General features: G+C 39.1%; 16 protein-coding genes and 1 riboswitch. Of the genes, 5 read left to right on the top strand and 11 right to left on the bottom strand.

From position 1 onward, the window contains the following. Window positions 1-39: 39 nt before the first annotated feature. Window positions 40-128: riboswitch (glycine riboswitch) on the bottom strand. Window positions 129-458: 330 nt separating this feature from the next. From QZ565_RS00455 to zapA, 8 genes are all read right to left on the bottom strand, one after another. Beyond that, window positions 459-674 (bottom strand): hypothetical protein, encoded by a 216-nt coding sequence (locus QZ565_RS00455; RefSeq protein WP_261024988.1) that lies wholly within the window; start codon window positions 672-674, stop codon window positions 459-461. Window positions 675-682: 8 nt separating this feature from the next. Next, the gene (locus QZ565_RS00450; protein WP_295524182.1) at window positions 683-1,936 is read right to left on the bottom strand and encodes a restriction endonuclease; all 1,254 of its coding nucleotides are present in this window, start codon (window positions 1,934-1,936) and stop codon (window positions 683-685) included. Beyond that, window positions 1,933-2,439 carry a hypothetical protein gene (locus QZ565_RS00445; protein ID WP_295524180.1) on the bottom strand — a complete coding sequence of 169 codons (507 nt, stop codon included), beginning with the start codon at window positions 2,437-2,439 and terminating at the stop codon, window positions 1,933-1,935. Before QZ565_RS00445 ends, QZ565_RS00450 begins: the two co-directional genes overlap by 4 nt. 14 nt (window positions 2,440-2,453) lie before the next feature. Further along, complete coding sequence (locus QZ565_RS00440) at window positions 2,454-4,955, bottom strand: DNA cytosine methyltransferase (protein ID WP_295524178.1); 2,502 nt, start codon at window positions 4,953-4,955, stop codon at window positions 2,454-2,456. Continuing rightward, window positions 4,955-5,164, bottom strand: a complete 210-nt coding sequence (locus QZ565_RS00435) for a helix-turn-helix domain-containing protein (RefSeq protein ID WP_049493008.1) — start codon at window positions 5,162-5,164, stop codon at window positions 4,955-4,957. Before QZ565_RS00435 ends, QZ565_RS00440 begins: the two co-directional genes overlap by 1 nt. Before the next feature lie 207 nt (window positions 5,165-5,371). Then, a complete protein-coding gene (locus tag QZ565_RS00430; protein WP_295524174.1) occupies window positions 5,372-7,708 on the bottom strand; it encodes an endonuclease MutS2 in 2,337 nt (778 codons plus the stop codon). Window positions 7,709-7,811: 103 nt separating this feature from the next. After that, the gene (locus tag QZ565_RS00425) at window positions 7,812-8,360 is read right to left on the bottom strand and encodes a CvpA family protein (RefSeq protein WP_295524172.1); all 549 of its coding nucleotides are present in this window, start codon (window positions 8,358-8,360) and stop codon (window positions 7,812-7,814) included. Next, window positions 8,357-8,659: a cell division protein ZapA gene (gene zapA, locus QZ565_RS00420; RefSeq protein ID WP_295524171.1), complete on the bottom strand. Its 303-nt coding sequence runs from the start codon at window positions 8,657-8,659 to the stop codon at window positions 8,357-8,359. Before zapA ends, QZ565_RS00425 begins: the two co-directional genes overlap by 4 nt. Window positions 8,660-8,745: 86 nt before the next feature. Between zapA and rnhC the strand changes: the two genes are divergently transcribed. From rnhC to QZ565_RS00405, 3 genes are all read left to right on the top strand, one after another. After that, on the top strand, window positions 8,746-9,627 hold the full coding sequence (gene rnhC / locus QZ565_RS00415; protein WP_295524169.1) for a ribonuclease HIII: 882 nt from the start codon (window positions 8,746-8,748) through the stop codon (window positions 9,625-9,627). Between the two features lie 3 nt (window positions 9,628-9,630). Continuing rightward, a complete protein-coding gene (gene lepB / locus QZ565_RS00410; RefSeq protein WP_295524167.1) occupies window positions 9,631-10,245 on the top strand; it encodes a signal peptidase I in 615 nt (204 codons plus the stop codon). Window positions 10,246-10,551: 306 nt separating this feature from the next. Beyond that, entirely contained in the window at window positions 10,552-12,111 is a 1,560-nt protein-coding gene (locus QZ565_RS00405; RefSeq protein WP_295524165.1) for an ATP-binding cassette domain-containing protein, read from the top strand. Between the two features lie 206 nt (window positions 12,112-12,317). On the opposite strand, the gene htpX is transcribed toward QZ565_RS00405, so the two are convergent. Together htpX and QZ565_RS00395 are read right to left on the bottom strand one after the other, a co-directional pair. Then, complete coding sequence (gene htpX, locus QZ565_RS00400) at window positions 12,318-13,217, bottom strand: zinc metalloprotease HtpX (RefSeq protein ID WP_004260114.1); 900 nt, start codon at window positions 13,215-13,217, stop codon at window positions 12,318-12,320. A gap of 1 nt (window position 13,218) precedes the next feature. Next, complete coding sequence (locus QZ565_RS00395; protein ID WP_000219833.1) at window positions 13,219-13,779, bottom strand: LemA family protein; 561 nt, start codon at window positions 13,777-13,779, stop codon at window positions 13,219-13,221. A 93-nt stretch (window positions 13,780-13,872) separates the two neighbouring features. Here QZ565_RS00395 and rsmG point away from each other — a divergent pair, with 93 nt between their 5' ends. Then, window positions 13,873-14,586, top strand: coding sequence for a 16S rRNA (guanine(527)-N(7))-methyltransferase RsmG (gene rsmG / locus QZ565_RS00390; RefSeq protein WP_295524160.1), 714 nt, complete (start codon window positions 13,873-13,875; stop codon window positions 14,584-14,586). A gap of 253 nt (window positions 14,587-14,839) precedes the next feature. Further along, window positions 14,840-16,123: a solute carrier family 23 protein gene (locus QZ565_RS00385; protein ID WP_295524158.1), complete on the top strand. Its 1,284-nt coding sequence runs from the start codon at window positions 14,840-14,842 to the stop codon at window positions 16,121-16,123. 40 nt (window positions 16,124-16,163) lie between these two features. Here the strand turns inward: QZ565_RS00385 and QZ565_RS00380 are convergent. Beyond that, window positions 16,164-16,711: DMT family transporter (locus QZ565_RS00380; protein WP_295524156.1), on the bottom strand; the 548-nt coding region annotated here is incomplete at its 5' end.

Genomic DNA, 16,711 nt, shown 5'->3' with positions numbered 1-16,711 from the left:
TGTACTCTGGAATGCTTAGATAAATGCTAAAAAGCGGTCTATCCTAGCTCTGTCCTTTTACCTGAGAGTTTGAGCAGTTGCCTGCCTTGCCCCTTCGGTGCCTTTACGGTCTCTCCAGAGTTCCGTCCATTTACAGTCATGGAAAATCAAACGATTCCCCACTTCTATTAAACTTCATTCGGTGTTGGTATTTAATTGATTCTTATTTTACAAAAAATGTTGGCTTTTGTCAATGTGTTTTAAAAAATTCTTATTTGACTTTGTAGAAGAAGGATTGAGCATTCCCATGTGCGTGGGGTGCTATTAATTAAATGAATATGTTTTACTCCTAGTCTACACGATATAGGAATTGTTCTGGTTTATTATGTACTGGAAATGAAGCACGATAGATGATTCTATCTTTACTAATATCCGAAGCGTCTGATATTATTCCATCCATAGATGTCTCGTCTGGTATTCTAATCTCTATGAGCTTTCCGAGGGGAATCTTGAGCGAGTTCTAATGCTTTTGGTTTTCCAAGCGCAAAATTTGCAATATCATCAAAGATATCTTCTGACCAGTCGTCAATTTTTTGATAAATTTCTCCGTCGTCATCTAAATCGAACGAAATATAAAAATAGTGCGTCTTATCATCCATATCTGATATAAAATACTCTGTATTACTTGCTACCATAATCCCCTTTAATAAATTGGTTTATTATCAATCACTAAATCAGTATACCTAGAGCAATCACTATAATGAATGTCTATTTTATCAACAATAGAGGCAAAATCTAAATCACTAACCGAGTCAAATTCATCTGTCTCCAAACCAGTATTTAAAACAAATCGATAATCATTAAAGTCATAAAAATCAGGTTCTGACGAAGATGTTAAATTCACCATAATTCGAGATGCTTTCGCTAATAAACAAATATACTGAAAATCCCTATCAATATAGATAGTTTGGTTGTTTGGATGAGCCATGATAAAGTGTTGATTCGGTGTAATCATGATAAGATTTTCCAAGTAATCAGCAATTTCAGGAAATTCTGATTGCGGAAAGATATGATGCGCTTGGGTTGCTTTAACTTGTTCTGTGACCTGATGAATTTCGGAAACACCATTACGCCATTTATCGTTAAATCGTCTAACTTGACGTTTCGCCTTATCAACCACATATTTCGCAAGAGCCTTGGCTTGATGTTGCTCAACAGTCAAACTATATTCTACTCTCGTTTCGCTTTTTTCTTTACCAGATAGTTCATCTCGCCAATTTACTCGGTTATACTGCAAATCACTTAGAGTGATTATATTTTTTGAAATCATCCCTCGAATAGTTCCCTGCTTCTTTAATTTGAAAGCCAGTGGGTTTAAGATTTTAGTGAAAATTCGTCCGCACTCTACATCACCATTTATAGGCGTATTATCAATAGTAAACTGAATAAAGGCGTCACGAAGTCGCTTGTAAGCATCCTTAGTCTGCTCTTCAAAAAATCTCTCAAATTCAGAGTAAAGTCCACTATCCGATAAGACTTTCTGGATATATAAGAAAAGGAAGTTTAAAGCATTAGTTGGTCGAAGCGCAATATACTCTAACAACTTAAAATTATTAACCTGATAAAAATAGCGAGTTCCTGCTTTTCGCACACTTAAAATATGGCTATATCCCAATAACTTAATCGGCTGACCAAAATATTTATCATATTCATTACTTGCCTTTTTGGACTCAGTGTCAGGTTTAGTGAAAATTTCTAAAACATTATCTCGAGTATAATCGTTGTGCCAAATATCAGAAACAGTAAATTCTTTAGTTGTATCTTCTCCAACATATTCTAAGATACAATCTGCAATAATTGAAAGTACGTCATAGGTACATTTTTGGTCTATCCATCGAGCATCATTAGTTTTTCTAATATCATAATCAAATTGTGATAAAAATTGTTCAATATTCATAGATTAAATCCCTCTTTAAATATCCTAATAAATCTATCAACCCCCAATCTCTTATTCCGTAGCAAATTTTCTAACTTTACACAGACGGTCTCTATCGACGGAGGTGAGACAAACTCACTATAACCACCTGTTTGTGAAACACTAAAATTATAATCCGAAATCAAGTGGTTAATAAATTCATTTGAATTAATCCTTGCTACTACTCCATGAGTAGGACGACCTGCTGAGCTGGCGACACTTAAAGATTGAGACAAATTTCTTAAGCTTGATTCATCTTCGAGATAATGAATGCGACATTCTCTGGCCCATGCACCATCAACATAATTACCTTCTATTCGTATTTCTATAGACCGATCATAATTAGAATAAGGCAAGCCATTATAACCTTGATAATGACGAATATTAGTCAAAAAACCTAATACATAAACATACTCTTCTAGTGTCGCAAAAGAAATCCCAGAAACTCCCCACCGTGGATTATTTGTTCTAAAATCAATTCTCATTTTAATTTCTCCTTTTATTTTTTTAAAGCTCCGAACCAATAGCTACTGGTTTTATCGATATTCAATGAGCGAGTCTGATAATTTCTGGCAATTTGATAAAATTCTCTATACTCATTTGTCGAAAAATATGACCGCTGTTGCTCTGTTAATGAAATATTTTTCTTAGGAATAAGAATTGCCAACGAGCCGTTTGTTACGACACCAGTTGGCTTTTTCATAACTCTTGGTTTATAGCTCATATTAGGTGTCAAATAAACCGAATCATCATTGATATATTTAAATGTAGCCATTTTGCTTACATTTTTTCGAGAAATATAAGCATCATAGTTTGGTATATCGATAATCTTTTTGCCATCATCACTAATATTTCGAGATTTCAAAACTCGAATATCATCATTATCATTTGGCTGAAACTCAGAATTTGAATTTGTGATTTGCCTATCTCTAAAAACATCGAAAATTCCAAAATCCATCTTAGCAAAAACATCGTCAAATTGAGCATTTCGATAAATTACCCAGTATGGAAGGTCTTTTGAAAAAATATAGTTCTTACTCTGATGGTAGGTTATATTTCTAGTAAGAGATCTAACTTTTACACTATCAGCTTTATCTTTAATAGTCTTAATCGCTAAATTTATCGTCTCAACCAAAACACCTTTAAATCCCTTTTCTCCAAAATCTACAATGCCATAAACGTCGTATTCCTCTAAAAACAGTCGAGTTTTATAGTATTCAGGGGTGTTTAGTATATTCTTAGGCATAATCATAGAAATATAATCAGCAGAACGAACAGCTTTTTCAAGGAAGAATTCCGCAAGATTAGTTGCTTCATCATTGAAATTATTTTTTTTATAGGATGCAGATTCTTTAGCATTAAGTTTTGTAAAAGGAGGATTGCCGATAATTAAATCAACCTTATCGTGTTCAAAAGCCATATAGTCCGAATGAACATAGTTAATATGAACGTTTGATGGCGTATTATCATAAAGTAATTTTAACAATTCAAGCACATCCTTATCAACATCAACAATAGTCAAATTAATTTGTTTATCTGCATATTTGTGAAAGATAAAAGGTAAAAAATTACCTGAACCTACCGATGGTTCGATAATCGAAATGTTACTTTTTTCAAAATCAGGGAGGTCTTCTAAAATCTCTTGAATGATGAATTTATTAGTAAAGTAGGCTGAATTGTTTTGACGCTTAGAGTTAGCCAATTCAATAATTGAAGACAGTGTTGAGAGCGAGAATTTATTTCTACTTTTCAATACGAATGACTTTAAAGCTTCAAAACTATCCAACCCCTTATCACTAATCAACTTTTTTACATCAGCTTCCGAAAGAGAAACTTTACTCAGAAAGTCATTTATCTTTTTAGCTATATTTTGAAAAATCACTGTAGGAACCGCTTCGCCTATACTTTGACGAATATTCATTTCTTCTTTTTTAGATAACTTCCGTTTCTCGTCATAAGTCAGACTATTTAGCTCCTCCAATTCCTTGTCAATCCATCTAAATTGGTCAGGAATTGTCATTAGTTTCATCAATTCTCTGATAGAAAATACACGGTCTTGAGTTGGGTGTACCGTATTTTGACTAGCCATTTGGTCGTTTCGAGTATGGATACAGGCAGCAACTTTATCGTAAACTTGGCGAGTATATTTATCTGAATTCTTGGACTGATTAATAACTAACTTTCCATCAACTATTTTATGAGGTTTCTTAGTATCGTCCTCATTATCGAAAGCACTCTTCCCCTGCTCAACATCATGAATCCAAGAACGCATATGTTCAGGGTATGTCCTAAAACTATGGTAAAAATCCTGCTGACTATATTGTCCCCAATCTAATTCTTCCATATCACCAATAATATCGAATAGTGATTTTTCTTCTACATACTCTGGAAACAGCTCACTTGGGACAATTTGGTTAACTAATTGCTTATCAACACCAATCACCAATGTCCTTGGTCGTGAAGAGTTGGAACCGTAATTTTTAAAATTAAGGATGCGATGCTCGAAGATATAAGTCTCCCCTAACTCTTCAGCAATCATATCTCCAATTGCAATAACTTCTCCATTTTTCGAAAGACATCCTGTTTTCCAAAATGCTGCAACATTCTCAAAAATAAAAAATCTTGGTTTAATAGTCTTTACAATTTCAACGCTCTCATTTACGAGACTATTTCGATTGATTTCATCAGATTTCTTATTATGGTTCGCAACACTCATTCCCTGACAAGGAGGAGTAGCGACAACAACATCAACTCGGTCATTGCCCATTTTTTTCCATCTTTTAATTTCATTGTAAATTTTTTGTTTTATATCGTTTTCTTTGATATCACCAGAAATATAACCTGTCTCAAAATGGCATTTTTGATTATTTTTCTGAATAGCTAATCGACGCTCCACAATTTCATTGGTAGCAATACATTCAAAATTTTCTAACTTAAAGCCATAGCACCCAACTCCAGCAGATGAAAATAGGCTAATATAGGTTGGTTTATTTTTTATCATTATTTTTCCTCTCGTACAAACTCAACGACGTCTTCAATTTGACAATCTAACTCTTTACAAATTTTATCAACCATCCTCAAGCTAATAAACTTATTTTTTCCCATATTAGCAAGAGTAGCTGAATTCATTCCTGTTATATTTTTCAAATCAGTCTTTGTCATACTTTTATCTATCAGTAATTTCCAAAGTTTATTGTAGGTTATTGCCATAGTCTTAACATTTACTTTCTTAAAGGTTGTCTTTAATTAATTATAGCACACTACATAAGTATTTCCTAAAATAAAATTAAACAAAAAACTCTTGAATCTTTTGCTCAAGAAAGTTATCTCTCTGAGAGAATCAACTTAACTTGAAAGGAGATTTTTATGGAAAAATCAAAAAAGCTTGAGGAATCATCTATATTCCTCAGGCTTTTCTTATCCTTTAAAAGTGACAATAGTCGCACCACTGCCTCCAGCATTTTGTGGGGCATAGCCGAAACTCTTGACATGCTTGTTTCTTTGTAGGTATTTAGTGACACCTTCACGTATGACACCTGTTCCGATACCATGGATGATATCAACTTGAGCCATATTGTTAAGCAAGGCTTGGTCGATAAAGGCATCTAGTTCATTCATGGCTTCTTCGTAACGTTTGCCTCGAAGATCCAGTCTGGCTTGAGGTCCTCGTCCAGAAGTTCGTTTCACGACATTGACTTGTTTCTTCTTAATTTGCTTTTCTTGCTGGGCTTGAACGAGATCAAACTCTTTCTCTTCCAAGGTCATCTTAATCAAGCCAACTTGGGCTTCCCAGCGGCCATCTTTGAGTTGACTGGTCAAGGTACCACGCTGTCCATAACTGAGAACCACGATATCATCTCCCACCTTTGGAGCTCGTTTTTTCTTGGCCTTTTGAAGGACCTTGTTTTTGGACAAATCCACTTTTTCAGGAGCCAATTTTTTCAGCTTGGCCTTGGCTTCAATAATTTCATGAGGTTTGAGTTGCGATTTACTGTGAAGATTTTTAAGAATCTGGTCACTCTCACTTAGGGCCATGTCCACAATCTCAGCAGCCTGTTCACGCGCCTTATTAAGCTCGGTTTCCTTTTCACGATTGAACTCGTTATAAAGTTTTTTAAGCGCACGGTTCATCTTGAGATTTTCTTGCTCCACCTCACGGATATTGTCCAAGCGTTTGCGACTTTCCAGCGTCTGCTCTTCCAATTGCTCAATAATCCGGTTGACATCATTATCCTGATCAACCTGCTGGCTGGCATCCCCTACGATAACTTCAGATAGACCCAAGCGTTTAGCAATTTCAAAGGCATTGCTTCGGCCGGGCACACCCTGCATAAAGCGATAGGTCGGGCGAAGAGTTGCAGTATCAAACTCCATGCTGGCATTTTGAACAAAGGCTGTCTCAATACCATAGGCCTTGAGTTCTGGATAGTGGGTGGTCGCCATGGTCTTGACTTGACGTAGGCGAAGGTCCTCCAGAATAGCCATAGCAAGGGCAGCTCCCTCTTGGGGATCCGTACCAGCCCCCAACTCATCCAAGAGCAAGAGCGAATGCTGGTTGACCTTGCCAAGAATATCCACAATATTGGTCATGTGGCTAGAGAAGGTAGACAAGCTCTGCTCAATAGACTGCTCATCTCCAATATCAGCAAAGATTTCTTCAAAAATACCAACACGGCTTCCCTTGTCTGCTAAAATCGGCAAACCGGACTGGGCCATCACCTGTGTCAAGCCCAGAGTCTTGAGCATGATGGTCTTACCACCTGTATTGGGACCTGTAATGACAATGGCTGTTAAATCTTGGCCAAAATGGACATCATTTGCGACGGCATTTTTAACCAAAGGATGGCAGACATGGAGCAGTTGAATCTCTTGATTTTCTGATAGCTGAGGAACAACTGCTTGCCTTTCTTGGATAAAACGAACCTTGGCACGAATCAAGTCTAAATGGCCAATAATCCAAGCGTCATTGGCAATCTCAGCCGCATGAGGGCGGACACGTTCAGAAATTTCTTGGAGAATGCGAAGCATTTCATAGCGCTCATCTGCTCGTAAACTGGCAATTTCTTCGCTCAGTTTGACCACCTCACGGGGTTCGATATAGACGGTGTTTCCACTAGCAGAAATATCATGAACGACACCTGCAATCTTATTGCGGTAGGTGTTTTTGACTGGTAAAACCTGACGGCCATTTCTGCTGGCAACGATTCCTTCCGTCAACATCTGCGCTTTTTGCTTGAGCAAATCTTGCAAGACATCGCGTACCTGACTCTCGCTATCATGGATTTTTCGACGGATTCGTGCCAATTCTTCACTGGCAAAATTTTCAATGAAACCTGCATCATTAAAGGCTTGTAGATTTCCTTGTAATTGCGGAAAATCATGTAATTTCTCAAACCAAAGAGCTAATTCTTCCAAGCTAACATTTTCTAGATTGGCGTAAAAACTTTGCAATTCTCGGCTAGCAAGAAGCACACGCTTCAAGAGTAGGAACTCCTCGATATTGAGATCTGCCCCCATCTCCAACCGCTTGCAGACTCCTGCAATTTCCTTAGTTGAGAGAATAGTAAAATGCGGTTGCTCGACGAAAAGAGCCTGCATTTCCTTCATCTCAGCAAAAGCCTGTTTGATTTTATCCGCTTTGGCAGTTGGAGCCAACTGTCTCAATTGCTCCAAGCCCTGTTCTGTCAACAAATGAGGTTCAAACAAGGCCTTAACCTTATTGAACTCTAATGTTTCTAATATTTTCTTATTCATCGTTATTTCCTTGTCTTTGAATATCTAGGTGTGGTAACTTTTTACATTCTGATAGATTCTAGTCAAATCTGTAAACAAAGGGCTAGGAAAATTCCTGCCCTTTTTATCCGATTAAATTTGTCACCCAGATTTGTTTGAGCCAACTGGTTGTTACTGGTATGCTCTGGATGATGTGTTTTGCGACGATACTCTTTTCAAGAGGATTTTGTATAGCTTCCAAGGGAATGGTCGCCAAGATGGTCAAGGCCATTTGCAAAACAAATAAGGTCACCAACATGGACAAGATACCTGCTGAAACTTGGAACAACTTGCCACCCAGTTTTTTACTAGGAAGTAAGTGTAATAAGAGACCAAGCAAACGACCGATGCTATAGACAATCCCAAATACAAGCAAGTAGCCGATACCTGCGTAAAAGACCTTATCCAACTGAAAGAGTTGATCCGATGGGAAGAAGAAAGTTCCCTGACCTTCCTGCGGATTTGCATAAGGGAGCAATAAATGGAATTGTTCTCCAAGTCCCTTGTAAAACTGACCAGCCATAAAAGCCGATGCCATGGCTGAAATCAGGTAATAAACCTGCAAGAGCAAGCCTCTCCGATAGCCGATATAAAATCCCCAAGCCAAGACCAATAGAAGAAGGAGTGAAATCATAAGGAATCCTCAATCTTGCTCTGTTCTTGCTTGCAAATCACAAGCTTGTGACGGAGTTCTTCTAACTCTTGCTCCTTATCGTCAAATTCAATTTCACGACTGAGCTGAGTTGACAAACAGTTGACTGCCAACAAAAGAGCGATTGTTTCATCGTCTGCACTAGGCATTTGTTCTTTAATTGCTTGGTATTTTTCTGTCGCAACCTTAGCGATTTCCTCCATAAAGAGATTATCATGCTCGCTTGTCAAGGTTAATGATTTTTTCCCGAATGTAAATTTGAATCGATTTAGATTTGCCATAAAATTCACCTCACGATATTATACCAAAATTCGCTAATTTTGTCAGTTTTTACAAATTTGCCTGCTTTTGTGGTACAATAGAAACTATGGCAAGTATAACACTCACACCAAGTGAAAAGGAGATTCAGGCTTTTCTTGAACACTATCAAACCAGTCTGGCTCCCAGAAAGAATCCCTATATCCGCTACTTTTTGAGACTACCTCAAGCAACGGTTTCTATCTATACTTCTGGAAAGGTCTTGCTTCAGGGTGAGGGGGCCGAGAAATACGCCAGTTTCTTTGGCTATCAGGTTTTAGAGGAAAACAGGGGTCAAAATTTCCCTTTGATTGGGACGGATGAGGTTGGAAATGGTTCCTACTTTGGTGGACTTGCAGTTGTGGCTTCCTTTGTCACACCTGACCAGCATGCCTTCTTGCGAAAACTCGGTGTGGGGGATTCCAAAACTCTGACTGACCAAAAGATCCGTCAGATTGCCCCTATCCTCAAAGAAAAAATCCAGCACCAGGCACTGCTTCTCTCACCAAGCAAGTACAACGAGGTCATCGGAGACCGCTACAACGCTGTTTCGGTTAAGGTCGCCCTCCATAACCAGGCTATCTATCTCCTTCTTCAAAAAGGCATTCAGCCTGAGAAAATTGTGATTGATGCCTTTACCAGTGCTAAAAATTATGACAAGTACTTGGCACAAGAGGCCAATCGTTTCAGCAATCCTATCAGCTTAGAAGAAAAGGCTGAGGGCAAATACTTGGCTGTAGCAGTTTCTTCTATCATTGCGCGTGATCTCTTTCTGGAAAATCTTGAAAATCTGGGACGAGAACTGGGCTATCAACTTCCAAGTGGAGCTGGAACGGCTTCTGATAAGGTGGCTAGCCAGATTTTGCAAGCCTATGGCATGCAAGGACTCAATTTCTGCGCTAAACTGCACTTTAAAAATACTGAAAAAGCGAAAAAACGCTTAGAAAGGTAAGTTATGAATTCATTTAAAAATTTATTAAAAGAGTGGGGATTGTTCCTCCTAATTCTGTCATTACTAGCTTTAAGTCGTATCTTTTTTTGGAGCAATGTTCGCGTAGAAGGGCATTCCATGGATCCAACTCTAGCGGATGGAGAAATCCTCTTTGTTGTCAAACACCTCCCTATTGACCGTTTTGATATCGTGGTTGCCCATGAAGAAGATGGCAATAAGGACATTGTCAAACGTGTTATCGGAATGCCTGGCGATACCATCCGTTACGAAAATGATAAACTTTACATCAATGACAAAGAGACAGATGAACCTTACCTAGCTGACTATATCAAACGCTTCAAGGATGACAAACTCCAAAGCACCTACTCAGGCAAGGGCTTTGAAGGAAATAAAGGAACTTTCTTTAGAAGTATCGCTCAAAAAGCCCAAGCCTTCACAGTTGATGTCAATTACAACACCAACTTTAGCTTTACTGTCCCAGAAGGAGAATACCTTCTCCTCGGAGATGACCGCTTGGTTTCGAGCGACAGCCGCCACGTAGGTACCTTCAAAGCAAAAGATATCACAGGGGAAGCTAAATTCCGCTTCTGGCCAATCACCCGTATCGGAACATTTTAAGAAACCTAAGAGGCCGAGAATCAAAAATCTCAGCCTCTTCTTCTATCGTGAGAAGTGATTATTCACTATCCAGTTTGATTAAGATAGAAACAAAGTTATACTCAATGAAAATCAAAGAGCAAACTAGGAAGCTAGCCGCAGGTTGCTCAAAGCACTGCTTTGAGGTTGTAGATAAGACTGACGAAGTCAGTTACATATATCTACGGTAAGGCGACGCTGACGTGGTTTGAAGAGATTTTCGAAGAGTATTAATAGAGTTTTTTGACATAAACTTTGGCTCTACTAGATAAAGTAGAGCTTTTTGTTATGCACTATCGACATTCTAGAAAGGGCAACAATATGATAAAAATCAATCATCTGACCATCACACAAAACAAAGATTTACGAGATCTTGTCTCAGACTTAAACATGACCATCCAAGACGGGGAAAAAGTAGCTATTATTGGAGAGGAAGGAAATGGCAAATCAACCTTACTTAAAACTTTAATGGGGGAAACTTTGTCTGATTTCACTATCAAGGGAGACATCCAGTCTGACTATCAGTCACTGGCCTATATTCCTCAAAAACTTCCCGAGGAGCTGAAAAAGAAAAGTCTACACGACTACTTCTTTTTAGATTCTCTTGATTTAGACTACAGTGTCCTCTATCGTTTGGCTGAGGAGTTGCACTTTGATAGCAATCGTTTCGCTAGCAACCAAGAAATTGGCAGTCTATCAGGGGGCGAATCTTTGAAGATTCAGCTCATCCATGAGTTAGCCAAACCCTTTGAGATTCTATTTTTAGATGAACCTTCAAATGACTTGGATCTTGAGACTGTTAATTGGCTAAAAAATCAGATTCAAAAGATTAGACAAACTGTTATTTTCATTTCCCATGATGAAGACTTTCTTTCTCAAACGGCAGACACTATTATTCACTTGCGACTGGTCAAGCACCGTAAAGAAGCAGAAACGCTAGTAGAGCATTTAGATTATGATCGCTATAGTGACCAGAGAAAGGCTAATTTTATCAAACAAAGCCAGCAAGCTGCTAACGACCAAAGAGCCTACGATAAAACAATGGAAAAACATCGGCGAGTCAAGCAAAATGTAGAAACTGCGCTTCGAGCTACCAAAGACAGTACTGCCGGTCGCCTATTGGCTAAAAAGATGAAAAATGTTCTCTCTCAAGAAAAACGCTACGAAAGGGCAGCTCAAGCCATGACCCAAAAGCCACTTGAAGAGGAAGAAATTAGACTCTTTTTCTCAGATATCCAACCATTACCTGCTTCTAAAGTTTTAATCCAACTGGAAAAAGAAAATTTGTCCATTGGCGACCGAGTTTTGGTTCAAGAACTACGACTAACTGTCCGTGGCCAAGAAAAAATCGGTATTATCGGCCCAAATGGTATTGGAAAATCGACTCTGTTAGCCAAGTTTCAACAACTGCTTAGCGCCAAAAGAGAAATTTCGCTTGGTTTTATGCCACAAGATTACCACAAAAAACTGCAATTGGATTTATCACCACTAGCCTATCTCCGCAAAACTGGGGAAAAAGAGGAACTACAGAAAATCCAATCTCACTTAGCCAGTCTCAATTTCAGTTATCCAGAAATGCAGCATCAAATTCGCTCCTTATCTGGCGGACAACAAGGAAAACTCCTGCTTTTGGATTTAGTCTTGCGCAAACCAAACTTTCTCCTGCTGGATGAACCTACACGAAACTTTTCACCCACTTCTCAACCCCACATCAGGAAACTCTTTGCAACCTATCCGGGCGGTCTCATCACTGTTTCGCATGACAGGCGTTTCTTAAAAGAGGTCTGTTCAATCATCTATCGCTTAACAGAACACGATCTGGAGGTAGTTAATTTAGAAGATTTATAAATTTGCAACATAGCAGATAGGTGGGGCAAAAACACAATTTTAGGAGAAGAGAAAGTAAATCTTCCCATAATAAAACGCATAATATCAAGTTTTTTGTGTACCGACCCCAAAAGTTAGACAGAAAAATCTAACTTTTGGGGTCAGTACATTGCACACCTGATATTATGCGTTTTTCAGATTTTAAAGGCTTTTTCCCAGCCTTCATTTTACATATGTTTTAAACGTTCAATCCGTTCTGAGATAGGTGGGTGGGTGTAAAAGAGTTTTTGGAACCCTCCCCCTTTCTTGGGATCATTGATATAAAGTGCACTGCTGGCATCATCTACAGGACGACTCATTGGTTTACTATTATCCAACTTACGTAGAGCATTAATCATCCCTTGAGGATTGCGGGTCAACTCGACACTGGAAGCATCAGCTAGAAATTCCCTCTGACGAGAAATAGCTAGTTGCACCAAGGTTGCAGCGAGAGGTGCCAGCACAATTGCAAGTAGGGAAACCACTAGCATAATGATTTCAAGACCATTTCCATCTCTATCATCGTCACTTCGTCTGCGACCTGCTCCACCCCACCACATCATACGACCTGCCATACTAGAAAGCATGGTGATAGCACTAGCAAGGGCAACAGCAATAGTCGAAATGCGGATATCGTAGTTACGAATATGACTGACTTCATGTCCCATAACAGCTTCTAGTTCTTCACGATTCATGATAGCTAGGAGACCTGACGTCGCAGCAACCGCCGCATTTTGAGGGTTAGAACCTGTCGCAAAGGCATTTAAGGCTGGATCATCAATGATGAAAACACGAGGCATAGGAATCTGAGCCACCATAGCCATATCTTCCACTACATGGTAGAGGTCTGGTGCCGTTTGTTCATCCACCTCACGCGCTCCATTCATGGACATGACAATCTCTGTCGATTGAAAAATCATGGACAAGGCATAGATAAAGCCAATAATCAGTGCGATAACCAAACCACCAATCCCAGACCGCATAAAGAGGTAACCAACCGCATAGCCAACAAGAGCTAAGAGTAGGAAAAATACCAGCAACAAAATCCACGTTTTTCGTTTATTGCTTGCAATTTGATCAAACAACATCTTAGTCACCTAAACCGCTAAAATCAACTTTAGGAACTGCCTTTTCCTCTTCTGGTGTTTGAAGGAAATCTGCTGCTTTAAATCCAAACATCCCAGCGATAATATTGCTTGGGAAAGTTTCTAATTTTACATTGTAGTTGCTGACAACACTGTTGTAGAGTTGACGAGAGTAAGAAATTTTATTTTCTGTGTTTGTCAACTCCTCTTGCAATTTAACAAAGTTTGCACTAGCTTTCAAATCTGGATAGCTTTCTGCAACTGCAAAAATACCTGAAACCTGACGAGTGAGGGCATCACTAGCTTTCATAGCTTCTGCTGGTGAAGTCGCTGCCGCCACTTGGTTACGTAGTTCTGCCACCTTTTCAAGGGTAGAACCTTCATATTTGGCATAACCTTTTACAGTCTCAATCAAGTTTGGCAAGAGATCATTTCGACGTTTCAACTGAACATCAATCTGACTCCAAGCCTCCTTTGTTTGCATACGATTCTTAACCAAACCATTATAGCTAACAATCACAAAAATAACAATAAGAGCTAAAACTCCAAGAATAATCCAAGTCATTATATAAGTCCTTTCTGCTTTTAGATTAGTACCAGTATATCAAATTTTTAATGATTGTGGTAAAATAAGATGATACTAAAGAAGGAAATAACTATGAAACCAGAAACATTTTACAACTTGCTTGCCGAGCAAAATCTTCCACTTTCGGACCAGCAAAAAAAACAATTTGAGCGTTATTTTGAGCTCTTGGTCGAGTGGAATGAGAAGATTAATTTGACGGCTATTACGAACAAAGAAGAAGTCTATCTCAAACATTTTTACGATTCGATTGCACCCATTCTGCAAGGCTTAATTTCAAATGAAACTATCAAACTTCTTGATATTGGAGCCGGGGCAGGATTTCCTAGTCTACCTATGAAAATCCTCTATCCTCAGCTAGATGTGACTATTATTGATTCTCTAAATAAGCGCATCAACTTCCTCCAACTGTTGGCTCAAGAACTAGATTTGGACGGTGTTCATTTTTACCACGGCCGGGCAGAAGACTTTGCCCAAGACAAAAACTTCCGTGCTCAATATGATTTTGTAACGGCTCGTGCGGTTGCCCGTATGCAAGTCCTATCTGAATTAACTATTCCCTACCTTAAAGTTGGCGGAAAACTATTGGCACTCAAGGCCAGCAATGCGCCTGAGGAGTTATTAGAAGCTAAGAATGCCCTCAACCTCCTTTTTAGTAAAGTAGAAGACAATCTCAGCTACGACCTACCAAATGGAGATCCGCGTTATATCACAGTGGTAGAAAAGAAAAAAGAAACCCCAAACACATATCCACGTAAGGCTGGCATGCCAAATAAACGCCCGCTTTAAACTTTATGTGAAAAAATGATTTACAAAATCAACCTCGCTCTCTTATTTCTAGGCTCGGGAAAAATTCGTTTACAAAACGAATTTTTTCTGCTATACTATCCTAAGCAAAGGTTTTTAATGTCATCCCGTGAGGTGACGAAGACGCAGAAATATTTAAAACTCTTTAAAGTCTAGATTTTAGAGAAGTCTTACTCTGAGGGCCTATTGCTGTAAAATAATGGGCTCTTTTTTGATGCCCAAAAGTGAGGTTTATATGAAACAAGAATCAACTGTTGATTTGTTACTAGACGTTGACCAACGTCCTTCGACTGGAAAAGGAATTCTCCTTAGTTTCCAACACGTTTTCGCCATGTTTGGTGCGACCATCTTGGTACCATTGATTTTGGGAATGCCTGTATCTGTTGCCCTTTTTGCTTCAGGTGTTGGAACACTCATCTATATGATTTCAACTGGTTTTAAAGTTCCCGTTTATCTAGGTTCTTCATTTGCCTTTATCACAGCTATGTCACTGGCCATGAAAGAAATGGGTGGTGATGTATCTGCTGCTCAAACAGGGGTTATCTTGACTGGTTTGGTCTATGTCCTTGTGGCTGCTGGTGTTCGTTTTGCAGGTACAAAATGGATTGATAAACTCTTGCCACCAATCATCATCGGACCTATGATCATCGTTATCGGTCTTGGACTTGCAGGTTCAGCTGTTACCAACGCTGGTCTTGTAGCTGATGGAAACTGGAAAAATGCTCTTGTAGCAGTTGTTACTTTCTTGATTGCTGCCTTTATCAATACAAAGGGAAAAGGCTTCCTACGAATCATTCCATTCCTATTTGCCATTATCGGTGGTTACCTATTCGCACTAACTCTTGGTTTGGTTGACTTTACACCAGTTCTAAAAGCTAACTGGTTTGAAATTCCTGGTTTCTACTTGCCATTTAGCACAGGTGGTGCCTTTAAAGAATACAATCTTTACTTTGGGCCAGAAACCATCGCTATCTTGCCAATCGCTATCGTAACAATTTCTGAACATATCGGTGACCATACTGTTTTGGGTCAAATCTGTGGTCGTCAATTCTTGAAAGAACCAGGTCTTCACCGTACTCTTCTTGGTGACGGTATCGCAACTTCTGTTTCTGCCTTCCTTGGTGGACCAGCCAATACAACTTACGGAGAAAATACAGGGGTTATCGGTATGACTCGTATCGCTTCTGTCTCAGTTATCCGTAACGCTGCCTTTATCGCGATTGCCCTTAGCTTCCTTGGTAAATTCACTGCCTTGATTTCAACCATTCCAAATGCTGTACTTGGTGGTATGTCAATCCTTCTCTATGGGGTTATCGCAAGCAACGGTTTGAAAGTCTTGATCAAAGAACGTGTTGATTTTGGTCAAATGCGTAACTTAATCATCGCAAGTGCTATGTTGGTTCTTGGACTTGGAGGAGCTATCCTTAAACTCGGTCCAGTTACCCTTTCAGGAACTGCCCTTTCAGCCATGACAGGAATCATCTTGAACTTGATCTTACCATACGAAAACAAAGACTAGTCATCTATATACACAAAATCCACTCAGTTGAGTGGATTTTTTATTTATGCTTACTTTCCAGCAGTAAATCTTTCAAAGAAATGATGGTCACTGCAAGCAGAATCATGGCCATACCAACAAAATCAATCGCATAGAATTGCTCCTTCATAATTAAAAAGGCAAAGAAAACAGCTGAAATGGGTTCAATCGAGGCTAGCAAACTAGACGTGACAGGCCCTATCAAACTAGCCCCTTTGAGAAAAGCTGTATAGGCAAATACTGTTCCAATGATGATAATGCCAGCAAATGCAAAGAGAAAATCCAAGCTAGTCGGTATACTGGCCTGCAAAACTCCTGTGAAAGGAATTGCCACTACACCAGAAATAACCATCCCAACACCAATCACCGAAATACTGCCCCACTTCTTAATCAAAGCGATAGGAAGGATAATATAGAGGGCATAGGTCAAGGCTGAAAAGAGGCCCCAGAACAGACCTGCAGGTGTCATAGATAACTGGTCCAGCTGCCCATGAGTGGCGATCAGGAAGGTTCCTCCGATGGCTAATATGATAGAAACAATCTCTCCCAGTGTCGGTGCCCCCTTATCCT

Source organism: uncultured Streptococcus sp., assembly GCF_915066115.1.
Classification (GTDB): Bacteria; Bacillota; Bacilli; order Lactobacillales; family Streptococcaceae; genus Streptococcus.
Note: the sequence above shows the minus strand (reverse complement) of the source record. Positions and strands in the feature narration are given on the sequence as shown.